This is a genomic window from Rhodococcus sp. MS13, from assembly GCF_013277835.1.
GTDB lineage: Bacteria > Actinomycetota > Actinomycetes > Mycobacteriales > Mycobacteriaceae > Rhodococcus_F > Rhodococcus_F erythropolis.
Map to the genome: position 1 here is coordinate 938,367 of NZ_VBTL01000004.1, position 14,505 is coordinate 952,871.

The window sequence follows — 14,505 nt, forward strand, 5'->3', positions numbered from 1 at the left end:
CCCGATGATCACGCCGAACGTCCCGACGCTTCGCGATGTCGCGACAGCCGCCGGCGTCGCCGTGTCCACAGTTTCCTACGCACTCAACGGCAAGGGCAGAGTCGACTCTGCCACCCGGGCGCGTGTTCAAGAGGTTGCGGATCGCTTGGGTTACCGAGCCAATCGGTCGGCACAAAACCTTCGCTCGGGTCGAACCGCCACCCTCGGGTTGATGCTCCCGGCTCCGGACGAGCCTTCCTCGGCCGAGTACCTCAACTTCGACTGGTACGGCCGTGTGGCGACCGCCGCCACACAGGCAGCGTTCCACGCCGATCACTCACTCCTGCTGTTGCCGTCGATGAAGGACCCGAACGGACTGCGTCGCATCGAGATGGACGGTGTGATCGTCGTCGACCCGATGATGCACGACCCTCGCGTCGACATCTTGAAGAAACTCGGAATACCTTCTGTCGTAGTGGGTCCCGGCAACCCTGAGCAATTCGGATGGAGTATTTCGCCGGATCTCTTCGCCACGACCGAAACGCTCTTGAACCACCTCACCGAACAGGGCGCAACGGATATCCTTGTCCTCAATCCCGGAATGGATTCGGCATGGACTCGCGCAACGACCATCGCTTACCTCGAATGGTGCCGCATCCACGGCGTGTCGCCCCGAGCCACCGACGACCTGGCGTCGTTCGAGGGCGTCAATTCCGTCGAACAACTCGTCTCCGCGGCATACGCGGCGACTCACAAAGCACTGACATCCGAGAATCCCCCTGACGCGATTCTCTCGGTCATCCTCGGTTGCGCCCCCGCCGCTGCACGAGCGGCGCTCGATCTCGGCCTGTCAATTCCCGGAAGTATCTTGATCGCCCAGGACAGTGACGAGCCCGCTCTACTGATCTCCGATCCCCCGATCACCGCCGTCGACTTCTTCCCCGAAGAACAAGCAGCTTTGGCGGTGGATGCACTGCTCGCCCTGATCGACGGTGACGAACCCTCTGCGCCGACCCACACGCGTAGCGAACTACGCATACGAGCAAGCACGGCGCATTCGCTCACCCCATGAATTCACTCGGCACCGATAGACTGATTTCCTGACAATCGTCCGTCGCAGACCGAGAGGAATCAAGCCATCGCGCACCGCTCCCGCGACCGCTTGGCCAGGTACCTCGCCGTAGCGCTCGTCTGCATCTTCACGCTCGTGATCTCGGTCGCCAGCGCCTCCGGTCTCGACCGCGATGTCCCTCCGGTGCGCATCGCTTACGCCGCTGCCGCAGACACTTTCGGCGATTTGTATCTTCCGGCCGGATCGGACGGCGACCTGCCTGTCGTCGTGTTGATCCACGGCGGCGGCTGGGCGCAGAAGAGCAATCTGGAGTACGCGGGTGCGTGGGCAAAAACGCTGACCCCCTACGGAATTGCGGTCTGGAACATCGAATACAGACGTATAGGTGGGCAGGGCGGTTGGCCGACTACTCTCTCCGATACCGTTGCGGCGACCAACGCGCTTGCCGGCATCGTTCAGGAAAAGGCCTCCGGGCGACTGGATTTGGGCCGCGTGCACATCGCCGGATACTCCGCGGGCGGACAACTGGCCGCGTGGGTCGCGTCACGACCACAACAGGACACGGATGCTCCCGCGCCTGACCTCACCGTGCCGATTCGTTCGGCGACGATCATGGCCGGCGTCTTCGACATGACACTCGCCGCAACCGCGGGCAAAGATCGATTTGTTCGAAATCTTCTGGGCGGCATGCCGGTCGATCACCCTGACCGTTACCGCATCGCGTCACCGATCGAACATCTCCCCACCGGGCTCCCCGTCACGGCGATCCACGGACTCGGCGACAAGGTCGTGTCGGTCGAACAGAGCCGGCGCTATGCCCGTGCCGCACGAGCAGCAGGCGACGTGGTCGATCTGATCGAACTTCCCGGCGTCGGCCACGGCGACTTCGGAAACCCGACAACCAACGCCTGGGCTATCACCAAGCAAGCAATAATCGATCACGTAAACACTCCTTGAGCAGGTGAAACCGCCTACTGTGAGCATGATCGCCCGCAAAAGGATTAGCTGAAACCAACTCCATGACGTACGGTGGGGTTATCAGAGGGCAGCCGTCAGTCAGGCAGCCGGTCGCTTCGCCCGGAACGACAGTTCCAATATTCGTTCCAGGGGCAGACTTCCAGTTCGGTGCAAATCCGCGCCTTTGATCACTACGCACTTTCATCAGTCCCGCAGATTGTTGACCAGGCCGAAGGCTCCGACAGAGTCCGCCGCCAATCGCGTACCGACTGCACCAGTATCAACATGCGCTACACACCGCACGGGTCCAAAACCCATGTGGTTCAAAGGAATACCTTGTACAACACCATGATTCACCCCGACGACACGAACAACCAGACGAACAGTGTCCCGACAAACGGACTACGGATCCCGACCAATTCGGGCCGTCTCCGCGAACGGGCTCTCGAAATTGTCTGCACGCTCTACCGCTGCAGCACCGACGAAGCCGCCGACCTGCTGGTACGACATTCTCAGACCAACAACCTCAAGGTCACCAGCCTGATCAAGGCGCTAGTCGCCTTGATCGACGAGGACACCTCCGGCACCGGCTACGGAAGCAACAACGCGCTGGCGTCTCACTTCTGGCTTCGCGAGATCAGGAATCTCAGCCAGGCCCACCGACGCAGCGATCACTTTCACCGCCATCTCGTCGGCGCGTAACAGTCGCTGAACGACTACTGACCTGAAACGACAACTGGGGCAGTACACGGAAATCGTGTACTGCCCCAGCCTCGTGTTTGCAGTTGTCAGGCGGAAGCCGATTCCTTGTTCAGGCCCTGCCGCACACCGTCGGTGTCGGTCGCCTCGTCCACGTGCTGCGGAGCGAAGAGCAGGCAGACGATGCTCAGGATGCACATGCCGATCAGCAGTGCGATGACCGGCCAGATGCTGCCGGTTGCCTTGTACATCAGCGTCGAGACCAGCGGAGACAATCCGCCGAAGATCGCGCCGGCACCCTGGTACGCCAACGAGATGCTCGTGTAGCGCGCCTGCGGCTTGAACATCTGCGAGAGAACGGCGGCGATCGGACCATACGTGGCAGCAAGCACCAGTCGCATGACCGCAAACGTCAGGAAGATCAGGAACACGGATCCGGACTTCAGCACCAGGAACTGCGGCGCTGCGAGTATTGCGACCGCAGCAAGACCCCAGATGACCACGCGGACGCGCCCCACCTTGTCGCCGAGCCACGCAACTCCCAGGGTCGCGATCAACTCGACCACTGCAGCGACACTGAGCGCGTTGAGAATCAACGTCTCCGACAAGCCGACGTCGGGGTCGGTCGCGTATGCCGTGATGAAGGTCGTCACGAGGTAGTAGCCGCCGACTGCGACCGGCAGAATGCCGATACCAAGGATGATCGGACGCCAGTTGGTCACCAGCGCGTACTTGAGCGGCAGCATCTCCGGAACGTCCGCGGACTTCACCTCGGACTCGAAGACCGGGGACTCCTCGACCTTCAGGCGAACGACCAAGCCGACGAGGATCAGCAGCGCCGAGCACAGGAACGGCAGACGCCAGGCCCACTCGCGCAGAGCGTCGTCGCCGAAGGTGGAGAGAATGCTGAAGAAACCGGTGGCAAGAAGGGCGCCGGCCGGGTTGCCCAGCTGAGCGAATCCGCCGTAGAAGGTCTTCTTGTCCTCGGGAGCATGCTCGACGGCCATCAGGACTGCGCCACCCCATTCGCCGCCAACGGCGAAGCCCTGGACGAAGCGGAGCACGACCAGCAGTAGCGGCGCCCAGAACCCGATCGACGCGTACGTGGGCAACATGCCGATGAGGAATGTTCCTGCACCCATCAGCGTCAGGGTGACAACAAGAGCGGTGCGTCGGCCCATCTTGTCACCGACATGGCCGAACACGATTCCACCAAGGGGGCGGGCGAAAAACCCGACGGCGTACGTCGCGAACGCCGCCGCAACGCCGGTCAGGCGATCGGTTCCGGGCGGGAAGAAGATGTCACCGAACACCAGGGCGGCTGCCGTGGCATAGACGTAGAAGTCGTACCACTCGATGGTTGTACCGACGAAGGCTGCAAATCCCGCCTTGCGGGCCTTCACGATCTGTTGCTCTCGGTTCATTACTTTTCCTCGGTGGTCGAAGTGCTCGACAATAGGTGGTTATAACCTGAATGTGCGAGTTCGCCGTCGATCCAGGTCTCCCGGACCTCGATCTGCGCAATCGCGTCGGCCGGAACCTCGAGGAGATCCGCGCCCAGAATCACGAAGTCGGCCCGCTTGCCGACCGAGATGCTGCCAAGTTCCGCTTCACGGCCCAGCGCACGCGCGCCGTTGAGCGTGTGAGCCTGCAGTGCCTGGTCGGCGGAGATGCGGAGTGCATCGGAGCCGAGCTGATGGCCCTGACGCGTCACACGAGTGACGGCCGCCTGAATGGCCTCGAGCGGCTTGGGCTCTGCGACCGGGGCGTCGGAGCTGATCGTCACGGGAACCTCGGCAGCGATGAACTCCCCGAGCGGGTTGAACCGCTCGCCCGGAGTGCCGATCGCCGCGGTGACGCCCTCACCCCAGTTGTAGTAGTGCTGCGGCTGGTTCACCGGGTAGACACCGGCCAGGTTCATCCGGGCGATCTGCTCGGCCGTCGGGAGTCCGCAGTGCTCGATGCGGTGACGCGCGTCGGCGTCGGGGTGAGCCTTCTGCGCTGCTTCGATGGCGTCGAGCACCATGTCGATGGCGGTCGGCGACTGTGCGTGCGTGGCGGTCTGCAGACCCACGGAGTGTGCCTTGGCAATGAGCTCCGAGTAGTCCGCCGGCTCATGGTAGAGCTGCCCGGTGCGGCACGGGTCGCCCACGTAGCCGTCGGGGAAGTATGCGGTCCAGCCTCCGAGAGTGCCGTCGGCGTAGAACTTGATGCCGCCGAACGCGAGCCGCGAATTGCCGAAGGCGCCATGCATTCCCGTGTCGATGACGTGATCGAGGAGATGGCTGAGCATGTACATGCTGACGCGCGTCTTGAGCTGATCCTGCTCGGCCAGACGCAGGTACATGTCGAATTCACGACGCGTCACCTGGCAGTCACCGATGGTGGTGACGCCGCCGGCCAGGAACTTGTCCTGAGCGACCGACAGCTGGCGAAGGTGCTCTTCCGGCTCGTCCTCGAGATGGAAGTTGGGTCCGTGATGGCCGACCTTCACACCGTTGACACCGGTGAGGATGTTGCACGCGGCGTCGGACAGCTCGCCCGTCAACTCGCCGTCTGCGTCTCGGAAGAACTCGCCACCGGCCGGGTTCTCAGTGCTCGCATCGATGCCGTGCTTGTCGAAAGTGAAGGAGTTGACGACGCCGCCGTGACCGCTCGCGTTCATGAGGTAGACCTCGCGATCAGTGGCCACCTGATCGAGCTCTTCCTTGAGCGGATGACGCCCTTCGATCAGGTTGCGGTGCTCATAGCCGTATCCGCGAATCGGGACACCTGCAGGCGCTGTGAGTGCCGCTTCCTGAAGCAGGGCAATGATTCCGGGAATCGAGTGCGCCTTCTCCGGCCCGCAGTCCACCCAGCTGAGCATCTGTCCGTACATCAACGGGTGTGCGTGCGGATCGACGAATCCGGGGACGACGGTGGCGCCGTCGAGTTCGACCACCGCGGTCGTGCGAGTGCTCAGGCGTCGCGCCTCCGTGCGGCATTCCTCGAGTGTCCCCACCGCGGCAAAGCGGTTTCCGAACACCAGGAACGCTTCGGCTCCCGCCGTGCTGTCGTCAACGGTGTGGATCTTGGCGCCGGTGAAGATCGTGGCGGTGGCGTCGAGCGGCGAGGCTTCGTGCGTGTGCAACTTGCGCATGGTGGTCCTTCGTCGAGATGGTGGTGCAGGTCACTGCGTGTTGAGCGAAAACTACGCCCTGACCTGGAGCTATGCAATGCATCAAAGTTTCAGACCAGGTGGTACACAACTTTTTTGTACAAGTTTTCGAGCATTTCTGCACTTATCCACATCATCTATGCCCACATGCGACTGTTCTAATAGGAAGCTCATACAGAAAAATCTCTGGAAAAGTTGGGGCATCCATGACGGTCGATCTCGATTCCAAGCTCATAGCTGCTCTTCAACGCAATGGGCGAGCGACGTACCGCGAACTGTCCGTGGCGGTCGATGCCCCACGCGCGGCAGTGTCCACCAGGGTGCAGGCACTACTCGACTCGGGAACGGTGTCCGTGGTTGCCGTCGCACACCCCGAACTTCTCGGCCTGAAGGCACTCGCACACGTGTCGATCGCCGTGTCCGGACCGATGACCCCGGTACTGGACGCGTTGATCGAATCCGAGGCTGCGGTCTACATCTCGGCAGTCAGCGGGCAGTACAACGTGATCGCAGAACTTCGGGTGCCCAGCCACGACGATCTGTACCGCGCCATCGCCGAACTCCGCTCACAGCGTGGCGTCAGATCCGTGAGCACGCTGGTCTACGTCGACGTCATCAAGGGAATCTTCATGCCCGAAACCGCTTTACAAGCCGACATCCGACTCGATTCGACGGACGTCACCTTGATCGAACTGCTCGAACGCAACGGGCGCATGCCATTTCTCGAGCTGGCCGAACACACCGGCCTGTCGCCGAGCGCTGTGCGCAATCGCGTCAATCACCTGATCGCGAGCACGGCACTGCGCGTCGGCGCTGTCGTCAAGCGGCGAGGTGGTGGCCGGACGCTGGCGATGGGCATCGGCGTCAATCTGGGCTCACGGGACGACAACGCGGTATCGGAGATCGAGTCCCTGCCCGGAATCGAATTCCTCGCGCGGACCCTGGGACGGTACGACGTGATCGCGACGGTCGCCGCCAACTCGTCCAACGACCTCCATGCCCTGTCCGAGCGAATCCGGGGCATCGACGGTGTCAGCGGCTTGGAATCGTGGGCGCATCTCGAGGTTTTCAAGGAGCACTACGCCCGCAGCCTGGACGTACGCGGATAATTCCCAAGTCATTGACCCACTCGTGAGAGCACGCTAACCTCGGACAAAGTCATTGACTCACTTACCCGAGGTGGCACACATGTCCGACTCCGGACGCAAGGTAGACATCGTCGCTGCGGCAATCGAGGACGCGATATCGACCGGCCGATGGCCCGTCGGATCGAAACTCCCGCCGGAGACCGCACTGGTCGAGGAATTGGGAGTCGCCCGAAACACCATGCGCGAAGCGGTACGGGCGCTTGCACACGCCGGAGTTCTGTCCGTTCGTCACGGTGGCGGCGTGTACGTCATGGCGGCGTCGCCGGTCGAAGGACTACTCGGGCGCAGGCTCGCCAGAGGTGACGTTCTCGACGTACTGAGCCTGCGACGCGGACTCGAAGTCGAAGCCGCGCGACTTGCAGCGCAGCGCCACACCCCCGAAGATCTCGCGCGGATACATGCAGCCTGGAATGCCCACCCCGGTCACGTCGGCGGCTTCACTGTCGAAGCCGGCATGGCCCTGCACCTTTCGATCGTCGAGGCGTCCCACAATTCCGCACTGATCGACGTCTACCGGGGAGTCCTTGCCGCCGTGACGGATTCGCTGTCCGCCGTCAGTGTCGGTCCAGGTTTCCACGTCGACGAGCACCGACCCTTGATCGCTGCCATCGAGGAACGCAACCCCGACGAAGCAGCGCGCGCGGCGGGCGCAGCGCTCGATACGGTCATCGACGCAGTCGAAAGGAGCTTGGCGTGAATCAGGGAAACTGGAACGGTACGACGTATTCGCCTCTTGCCGAGCAACTCTCACCGGCATCGACGGAGACACTGCGCTCGATCGGGCATGTGAGCACGGTGTACGACGTCTGCGCCGGAACCGGGAACTTTGCGCTCCCGGCGGCTCAGTCAGGCATGACGGTCCACGCACTCGACCTCTCCGCCAGCCAGCTCGAGGTCGCACGCAAACGCTGGATTCCCTACCCCGGCACTACCCAACCCACCTTCGCGATCGGCGATGCGCAGTCTTTACCCTGGCCGAATTCGAGTGCCGACGCCTGCGTCAGCATCTTCGGAATCATCTTCTGCCCCGACCCCTCGATTGCCCTCGCAGAGATGATGCGGGTGACCCGGCCAGGCGGAAAGATCTGCGTCGCGACGTGGTCGGAGAACGGGTGGGCAGCAGCACTCCGCAGAGAGGCCGCCTCGGCGTGGAATGGCATCACACCGCTACCGACGACATGGTCGAGCTCGAGCGAATTCGAGAAGGCAGCAGCTGGATTGGAGTCGGTGAGCTCGGCCTCCCACCTGCTCGAGTGGCAACTACCAGCCGGATCGGATCCCGTCGAGGAACTGTGCGACCAGGCACCGGCGTTGAAGAACTTTCGCGAGGCCGTTCGAAGCACAGGGAATTGGGCTTCGATGTCAGCGCACCTCCGCTCGACGCTCGAGCCCTATCTCAGGTCGAGCGCGGCCGGCCCCGTCGCCACCAGCGAATACATCCTCCACGTTGGCACTGTCCCGAACTCTGACACCGCGCTCTTCCGAACGCGCGGGTAACCCTTTTGGCCGGATACGGTCTCTTCACCGTCCACCGACCCGAAGAGGCCCGCTCGATGTCCGAATCGAACTCCCTGCCCGAATTGAAGCAAGCATCGCAGCAAGCATCGAAACAAACCTTGTCCATGACCGTCCTCATGACGCCGGACATGTCCAATTTCTCGGGCAACGTTCACGGCGGAACGATTCTGAAGTTTCTCGACCAGGTCGCCTATGCGTGCGCGAGTCGATACGCCCAGACGTACGTCGTGACCCTGTCGGTGGATCGTGTGGTGTTCCGCGAACCGGTGCATGTCGGAGAACTCGTCACGTTCAGCGCTTCCGTCAATTACACCGGGCGCACCTCGATGGAAATCGGAATACGCGTCGAAACCGAAGACATTCTTCTCGGAAAATCTCGACACACCAATAGTTGCTACTTCACGATGGTCGCAACGGGCAGCGACGGAAAACCGGCCCAGGTACCCCAACTCCGGCCGACCGGAACAATCGCGAGGCAGCGATTCGAGGCCGGTCGTCGGCGTCGTGAACTGCGCAGAGAGAACGAGCTTCGTGAACAGTCCATCCGGGCCGCGGTTCGGGACTTAACGCCCGAACACGATGACTAAATCCAGTCAAATTTAAGTTATAACCTTATGCATTAAACTGATCGAGTGACTTCGAAGGCACGGGAAAACTATGACGTTGTGATTGTCGGCGCGAGCATCGCAGGATGCGCGGCCGCAATCATGTACGCCCAGCAAGGTCTGCGGATAGCGCTTCTCGACGCTCGCTCCGACATCCGGGCGCACAAAGTCCTGTGCACTCACCACCTACAACCCTGCGGTGCCCCGATCTTGCAACGACTCGGCGCCACGGAAAAACTGCTCGCCCTGGGAATGGTGGAAACCGTTCCGAAATTCTGGACCCCGTGGGGAATGATCACCCCTGATGCTGCAGAGAACTCACCGCCGCCTGGATTCAACGTCCGAAGGGAAACTCTCGACCCCCTCCTGCGCCAACTCGCGAACGACTACCAGAACGTCGACCTTCTTCTCGGACATCGTGTTTCCGGACTACTGACCAAGAACGGCACTACTGCAGGCGTCTACGGCACCGAGCAGGGTTCGGCCTTCACTGTCGAAGCACGATTGACCGTCGGAGCAGACGGCAAGGATTCGACCGTCGCACGATCCGCGCGTTGCGACTCGGTGAGTGCGTCCAACGGGCGCTTCAGCTACTTCGCTCAACTCTCCGGACTCGAACGACCCGACGGGGAATCTTCATTGTCGTGGTTCATGGATCCCGACGTCGCCTATCTGCTCCCCAACGACGGCGGAATCAGCGTGCTGGTCGTCTTCCCTGCCCTCGACAAACTCGGCCCGTTCGCTGACGACCTGTCTACTGCTTTCCTCGCGTACGCCAACGCATTACCCGGCGCTCCGCCAGTTCGCCGAGAGCACATCGTCGGGAAGATCGTTGGTACCAAACACTTCTCCACAACCCTCACCGACCCGGTAGGTAACGGGTTCGCACTCATCGGCGACGCCGCGGCAACCAACGACCCGTTATGGGGCATCGGATGCTCGTGGGCACTGGAGACCGCTCAGATGCTGGTCGACGCGACCGCCCAAATGCTGACGGAGACGACGTCACACACACTCGACTCGCATCGGAACGTGAACGCTGGCTTGACCGAATACCGCAGTGCCAGAGCAAGTATGACGAAACACATCGATTACATGAGCGGTTACGCCGGTGGGCGAAAGTTCACCGCGATCGAACGTCTGCTCATCTCCGCGGCCACACATGACCACGACGAAGCCCAAAGGTTCTACTTGTTCGGTTCCCGGTTGATACCCGCCGAGCAGTATCTCTCGACTCGCTCGGTCGTGCGGGCAGCACAAAAACATCTCAGACACCGTCTGCGTCGTAGATCTGTGGCCGGGACGTAATCTGCCAAGCGTTTTTTCGGCGCCGGCAACGGGGAACCCTCCGATCGCAACCGAGCCGGAGGAGCGACCATGCGTGCACACATCGCCATTCCGAGTGAATCGACTTGTCACAGGTACGTAGTCGCCGTCGCCAGCTCCACCTTCGCCGAATCGGTCATCTGGTGCGACGGCCCCGCGTTCGACGCAGTACTCGTTCTGGGCAGCGAGATTCCGCAGCACAGTGGCCACCGAGCCGTACTCGCCTGGAATCACTACTTCGGGTGGGCGCTCGGCGTGGAAACGACACCGGATACGTCGTTCGCCGTTGTCGAATGCCTCGGTATCGGGAGAATGCCGGACCCGGAACTGTGCGCCGACCGCGCTGTCGAGTTGATTGCCCAGGCGGGTAGTTAAGGAACTCGTCGCGCGGCGCGCAATCCAGCGGGCATAGGATCGAGCGCGAGTTTCGCACGCCCGACGAAAGAGAGCCCGACATGGACCCGGTGAACAGGCCTGCCGGTCAGCTGGCTCTCGAGAACGAACCGGACGGCAGGGCGACTTTGCGGGCGCGTCAGACGCCCCGCAGTGAGCGTCGCAAAATCGGGAAGGGCCTGCGCAAGCGAGTAGCACGATCGTCGCTCGGTGATTGGACGCCCCCGCCCAACCGACGCGATCCGGTCGATCAGGTCAACACGGCACACGAGGGAAGACTCGACTGGTTGGTTCCGATTCGTGTGGGACGCATGGTCGCTTCACCGTACGGTTTCCTGCGCGGTACCGCCGGCTTGATGGCAGAGGACATGGCGCAGCTCCCGTCCACCGGCATCACTCCCGTCATCTGCGGGGATGCGCACGTCGGAAACTTCGGGTTCTACGGGTCCCCGGAACGCGAACTTGTCATAGACCTCAACGATTTCGACGAAGCACATCCGGGCCCCTGGGAATGGGACCTGAGAAGGTTGGCTGCGAGCATCTGGGTGGCCGGGCGGCAGAACGGTCTCACCGAAGCTCAATGCGAAACAGCGACAACCTCGTGTGTGTCCGCATATCGCCTCCACTTGGCAAAGCTGTCCGAGCGTCCACTGTTCGATCGCTCCTTCGACCGGGTCGATCTCGACGGACTGACCGACCACGTCACTGATCCCGGGTTGCTGGCCGAGATCCGCCGCGCCGCGGAGCGGGCACGACGGCGTACGAGCGATCACGCGGTTCCTCGGTTCACTGTCGAGGATCACGGACGGCGCCAGTTGCTCGAGAACCCGCCGCTCACAACACGACTCACGCCGAAGGACACCGACTTCCTCCTGGAGGGTCTGGACGAGTATCTCGAAACCCTTGCACCACACTGGCGCCGAGTCGTCTCGGGATACAACGTCATCGACGTTGCGCACCGGGTTGTCGGAGTCGGAAGCGTCGCTCTGCGTGCGTATGTCGCCCTGTGCGAAGGGAGCATCCCGGACGACGTCATCTTCTTGCAGCTCAAGCAGGCTCGCCGATCCGTCGTTGCCCCCTTCGTGCACGGTGACTCGGCCTGGCACGACCATCAAGGACGACGCGTCGCGGAATACCAGCAGGCTCTCCAGACAGTCAGCGATCCACTGCTCGGGTGGTGCACCGTGGACGACCGCCAGTACTACGTCCGTCAGTTCCGGAACATGAAAGGTTCTGTGGACCTGAACAATATCGATGCAGCAGCCTTGACCGATTATGTCGCGATCTGCGGTCGCCTACTGGCCAAGGGACATGCACGAACCAGTGGCGCGTCACTGATTTCCGGTTACCTGGGAACCTCGGACACGGTCGACACCGCCCTCACCCGGTTTGCTCGGCTCTACGCCGATCAAACCGAACGTGACCACGACGCTCTGTGCCGGGCGGTATCGGCCGGTACGATCGCCGCGGAGCCGGGAATCTGATCCCTCACGCCGCGACGATCCTGCCCTGCTCGAACTTCACTCCACCCCAGATTCCGGTCTGACCAGTGGCAGAGGCGAATTCACGACACGATTCCGCAATCGGGCACCTGTTGCACACGTCGGTCGCGTAGTCGTATCCCTCGGACGGAAAGGGAAACCAGCGGTCCGGCTCGGGGTCTCCTCGACATTCCGCCTGCCACCAGGTTCGGTCGTCCGAGATCGGCAGAAGCTCAGCCAGATTCGAGATTTCGTCAGCGCACATCACTTACTCCTTTGGACCGTCACGTCCGACTCAATTCACGCCAGATCTTCTGCTGCACTTTCTCGATGCGTCGAGGTGCCTTCGGTTCCCACAGCAGCCGCATGCCGGCCTCAGCCGGTGTGCGATCCGCTTTGCGCTGATTGCAGGAACTGCAGCACGCCACCAGATTTCCCCACGTGTTGGGCCCGTTGCGGCTTCGCGGCTGGACGTGGTCGATGGTCGTTGCTCTGGCGGCGCAGTACGCACATTGACGACCGTCCCGGTCGAAGATGCCGGCGAAGGTCGCTCGGCTGGAATCGGTGACCGTAACCCGGTGGGCGACATACACGTACTCGGCAAGCAGGATCGTCCGAGGCAGTGGGATCTCGACGTGCTTGGAGCGCACCGGAATTATCGGGATCACGTCTTCGGTGGACTGCGCAGAACCGGTGGCGATCAGGACGACCGCACGATCGGCGCTCACTTCACCGAGGTACTCGTACGTTGCGTTGAGTACCCGGACGGACCGGTTCATCCAGCTGTGAGAAGCGGCGGTAGATGCGCGGTTCGGGTTCCGCATGAGACGTCTCAGTTCATGTCGAGGAGTGGAACTCCTGGACGTGAAGACGGGTCAGGAGCAAATGCAAGAAACGGGGAACGGCATATATCCAGCGCCACTCTGTTCCCCGAATGCAGGAAGGGAAATGCCGCGGGGTGAGTGCCCGCGCAGGTGCAACGCTTGCTTCGAGTCGCGCATGCCTGTCCCCTTCCACTTCTTGTTCTCTTCACCGACGATTGCCGGCGCCCATCATCACACGGAAGGCATCCTCGGCGATATTGATTTATCAGGCCGGAGTAGCCGTCCAGCAAAGGCCGCGGTTTGACGCCGGAACACGCGGCTTGATCGAATGAGCCATGACTTCGTCGTACATCGACCTACGCTCGGACACCGTCACCAAGCCTGATGCGGAGATGCGGAAGGCGATGGCTGACGCCGAGGTCGGTGACGACGTCCTCGATCACGACCCGACCATGGCGGCGCTCGAGGAAGAGGTCGCACATACTCTGGGCTTTCCGGCGGCCTTGTGGGTACCGAGCGGATCGATGGGCAACCTGATTGCGCTGATGCTGCACCTTCGCCGCGGCGATCAGTTCCTCGCACCGGAACACTCTCACGTCTTGGGGTCAGAGTTGGGCACCGCTGCTTGGCTCGCACAGGGAATGCCGATGGCGCTGCCGCACGACGGCGGACCCGGACGTCCCAGTCCCGAGACCGTCGTGAAGGCGGCGGGCTCCCCCGGCCCGTACTTCACGTTGAACACCACGCTGCTCTGTCTCGAGAACACCCACAATTTCGCCGGCGGCGCCGTCATGAATCCGACGGAGTGGACGAAACTGGTCGACGCGGCGAGATCACGCGGCTTGAAGATTCACCTCGATGGCGCCCGCCTCTGGAATGCCGCTGCTGCACTCGATGTTTCGCCCACCGAATTGACTTCCGGCGCCGATACGGTCCAGGTGTGCCTGAGCAAGGGACTCGGTGCGCCGGTCGGCTCGATTCTGGCCGCATCACCTGAATTGATCACCGAAGCCCGAAGGATCCGCAAGATGCTCGGCGGCGGCGTTCGCCAGGGCGGGGTGCTTGCCGCAGCCGGCATCGTCGCGCTTCGCTCACAAGCTCGCCTGTCCGACGATCACGACAATGCGCAACGCCTGGCGTCGGGCCTTCGTGAACGCGGTTGGGCTGTCGACGAACCCGCAACCAACATCGTTCTCGCCGCCACAGCCGATCCGTCGGCCACCGTTGCTCAGCTCGCCGCCGTCGACGTCGGTGCGGTCACCGTCGCCGGGAAGGTTCGGTTCGTGACACATCGAGACGTGAGCACTGCCGACATCGACGAGGTTCTGTCCCGACTAGCCGCCTGA

The 14,505-nt window shown here is 62.3% G+C and carries 15 protein-coding genes; 11 read left to right on the forward strand and 4 right to left on the reverse strand.

The features are described from left to right. Positions 1 to 4 precede the first annotated feature (4 nt). The 3 genes from FEZ59_RS12950 (at position 5) to FEZ59_RS12960 (ending at position 2,710) form a co-directional block, all read left to right on the forward strand. Positions 5 to 1,051 (forward strand): LacI family DNA-binding transcriptional regulator, encoded by a 1,047-nt coding sequence (locus tag FEZ59_RS12950; RefSeq protein WP_172932721.1) that lies wholly within the window; start codon positions 5 to 7, stop codon positions 1,049 to 1,051. A gap of 90 nt (positions 1,052 to 1,141) precedes the next feature. Further along, entirely contained in the window at positions 1,142 to 2,008 is an 867-nt protein-coding gene (locus tag FEZ59_RS12955; RefSeq protein ID WP_172932722.1) for an alpha/beta fold hydrolase, read from the forward strand. Positions 2,009 to 2,344: 336 nt separating this feature from the next. Further along, positions 2,345 to 2,710 carry an ANTAR domain-containing protein gene (locus tag FEZ59_RS12960; protein ID WP_029537179.1) on the forward strand — a complete coding sequence of 122 codons (366 nt, stop codon included), beginning with the start codon at positions 2,345 to 2,347 and terminating at the stop codon, positions 2,708 to 2,710. A gap of 86 nt (positions 2,711 to 2,796) precedes the next feature. Here FEZ59_RS12960 and FEZ59_RS12965 read toward each other — a convergent pair whose 3' ends face one another. Both FEZ59_RS12965 and FEZ59_RS12970 read right to left on the reverse strand, forming a co-directional pair. Beyond that, positions 2,797 to 4,131: an MFS transporter gene (locus FEZ59_RS12965; RefSeq protein ID WP_070795505.1), complete on the reverse strand. Its 1,335-nt coding sequence runs from the start codon at positions 4,129 to 4,131 to the stop codon at positions 2,797 to 2,799. After that, on the reverse strand, positions 4,131 to 5,846 hold the full coding sequence (locus tag FEZ59_RS12970; protein ID WP_020909525.1) for an amidohydrolase: 1,716 nt from the start codon (positions 5,844 to 5,846) through the stop codon (positions 4,131 to 4,133). Before FEZ59_RS12970 ends, FEZ59_RS12965 begins: the two co-directional genes overlap by 1 nt. A gap of 224 nt (positions 5,847 to 6,070) precedes the next feature. On the opposite strand from FEZ59_RS12970, the gene FEZ59_RS12975 reads away from it, so the two are divergent. The 7 genes from FEZ59_RS12975 to FEZ59_RS13005 all read left to right on the forward strand — a co-directional run bounded on the left by FEZ59_RS12975 (position 6,071) and on the right by FEZ59_RS13005 (position 12,338). Next, positions 6,071 to 6,973 (forward strand): Lrp/AsnC family transcriptional regulator, encoded by a 903-nt coding sequence (locus FEZ59_RS12975; RefSeq protein WP_020971171.1) that lies wholly within the window; start codon positions 6,071 to 6,073, stop codon positions 6,971 to 6,973. 79 nt (positions 6,974 to 7,052) lie between these two features. Further along, positions 7,053 to 7,709, forward strand: coding sequence for a FadR/GntR family transcriptional regulator (locus tag FEZ59_RS12980; protein ID WP_069145391.1), 657 nt, complete (start codon positions 7,053 to 7,055; stop codon positions 7,707 to 7,709). Beyond that, positions 7,706 to 8,509 carry a class I SAM-dependent methyltransferase gene (locus FEZ59_RS12985; RefSeq protein ID WP_069145390.1) on the forward strand — a complete coding sequence of 268 codons (804 nt, stop codon included), beginning with the start codon at positions 7,706 to 7,708 and terminating at the stop codon, positions 8,507 to 8,509. The genes FEZ59_RS12980 and FEZ59_RS12985 overlap by 4 nt, the downstream gene beginning before the upstream one ends. A 125-nt stretch (positions 8,510 to 8,634) precedes the next feature. Then, positions 8,635 to 9,117, forward strand: coding sequence for an acyl-CoA thioesterase (locus tag FEZ59_RS12990; RefSeq protein WP_172932752.1), 483 nt, complete (start codon positions 8,635 to 8,637; stop codon positions 9,115 to 9,117). A 45-nt stretch (positions 9,118 to 9,162) separates the two neighbouring features. After that, positions 9,163 to 10,443, forward strand: coding sequence for an NAD(P)/FAD-dependent oxidoreductase (locus FEZ59_RS12995; RefSeq protein WP_346343230.1), 1,281 nt, complete (start codon positions 9,163 to 9,165; stop codon positions 10,441 to 10,443). Positions 10,444 to 10,512: 69 nt separating this feature from the next. Continuing rightward, positions 10,513 to 10,836: a DUF6292 family protein gene (locus tag FEZ59_RS13000; RefSeq protein ID WP_019745820.1), complete on the forward strand. Its 324-nt coding sequence runs from the start codon at positions 10,513 to 10,515 to the stop codon at positions 10,834 to 10,836. Between the two features lie 80 nt (positions 10,837 to 10,916). Continuing rightward, positions 10,917 to 12,338, forward strand: a complete 1,422-nt coding sequence (locus FEZ59_RS13005) for a DUF2252 domain-containing protein (protein ID WP_021345906.1) — start codon at positions 10,917 to 10,919, stop codon at positions 12,336 to 12,338. Between the two features lie 4 nt (positions 12,339 to 12,342). On the opposite strand, the gene FEZ59_RS13010 is transcribed toward FEZ59_RS13005, so the two are convergent. Both FEZ59_RS13010 and FEZ59_RS13015 read right to left on the reverse strand, forming a co-directional pair. Then, positions 12,343 to 12,600: a WhiB family transcriptional regulator gene (locus tag FEZ59_RS13010; RefSeq protein WP_003943196.1), complete on the reverse strand. Its 258-nt coding sequence runs from the start codon at positions 12,598 to 12,600 to the stop codon at positions 12,343 to 12,345. A 19-nt stretch (positions 12,601 to 12,619) separates the two neighbouring features. Next, positions 12,620 to 13,159 carry an HNH endonuclease gene (locus FEZ59_RS13015; protein WP_172932723.1) on the reverse strand — a complete coding sequence of 180 codons (540 nt, stop codon included), beginning with the start codon at positions 13,157 to 13,159 and terminating at the stop codon, positions 12,620 to 12,622. Between the two features lie 335 nt (positions 13,160 to 13,494). Here FEZ59_RS13015 and FEZ59_RS13020 point away from each other — a divergent pair, with 335 nt between their 5' ends. After that, positions 13,495 to 14,505, forward strand: a complete 1,011-nt coding sequence (locus tag FEZ59_RS13020) for a GntG family PLP-dependent aldolase (protein ID WP_019745824.1) — start codon at positions 13,495 to 13,497, stop codon at positions 14,503 to 14,505.

What these genes read in the sequence shown, in the direction of transcription:
- FEZ59_RS13020 (WP_019745824.1), top strand. Translation starts at nt 13,495, where the DNA reads ATGACTTCGTCGTACATCGACCTACGCTCGGACACCGTCACCAAGCCT.
- FEZ59_RS13010 (WP_003943196.1), bottom strand. Translation starts at nt 12,600, where the DNA reads ATGTGCGCTGACGAAATCTCGAATCTGGCTGAGCTTCTGCCGATCTCG.
- FEZ59_RS12970 (WP_020909525.1), bottom strand. Translation starts at nt 5,846, where the DNA reads ATGCGCAAGTTGCACACGCACGAAGCCTCGCCGCTCGACGCCACCGCC.
- FEZ59_RS12975 (WP_020971171.1), top strand. Translation starts at nt 6,071, where the DNA reads ATGACGGTCGATCTCGATTCCAAGCTCATAGCTGCTCTTCAACGCAAT.
- FEZ59_RS13015 (WP_172932723.1), bottom strand. Translation starts at nt 13,159, where the DNA reads ATGCGGAACCCGAACCGCGCATCTACCGCCGCTTCTCACAGCTGGATG.
- FEZ59_RS13000 (WP_019745820.1), top strand. Translation starts at nt 10,513, where the DNA reads ATGCGTGCACACATCGCCATTCCGAGTGAATCGACTTGTCACAGGTAC.
- FEZ59_RS12965 (WP_070795505.1), bottom strand. Translation starts at nt 4,131, where the DNA reads ATGAACCGAGAGCAACAGATCGTGAAGGCCCGCAAGGCGGGATTTGCA.
- FEZ59_RS12980 (WP_069145391.1), top strand. Translation starts at nt 7,053, where the DNA reads ATGTCCGACTCCGGACGCAAGGTAGACATCGTCGCTGCGGCAATCGAG.
- FEZ59_RS12990 (WP_172932752.1), top strand. Translation starts at nt 8,635, where the DNA reads ATGACCGTCCTCATGACGCCGGACATGTCCAATTTCTCGGGCAACGTT.
- FEZ59_RS13005 (WP_021345906.1), top strand. Translation starts at nt 10,917, where the DNA reads ATGGACCCGGTGAACAGGCCTGCCGGTCAGCTGGCTCTCGAGAACGAA.
- FEZ59_RS12950 (WP_172932721.1), top strand. Translation starts at nt 5, where the DNA reads ATGATCACGCCGAACGTCCCGACGCTTCGCGATGTCGCGACAGCCGCC.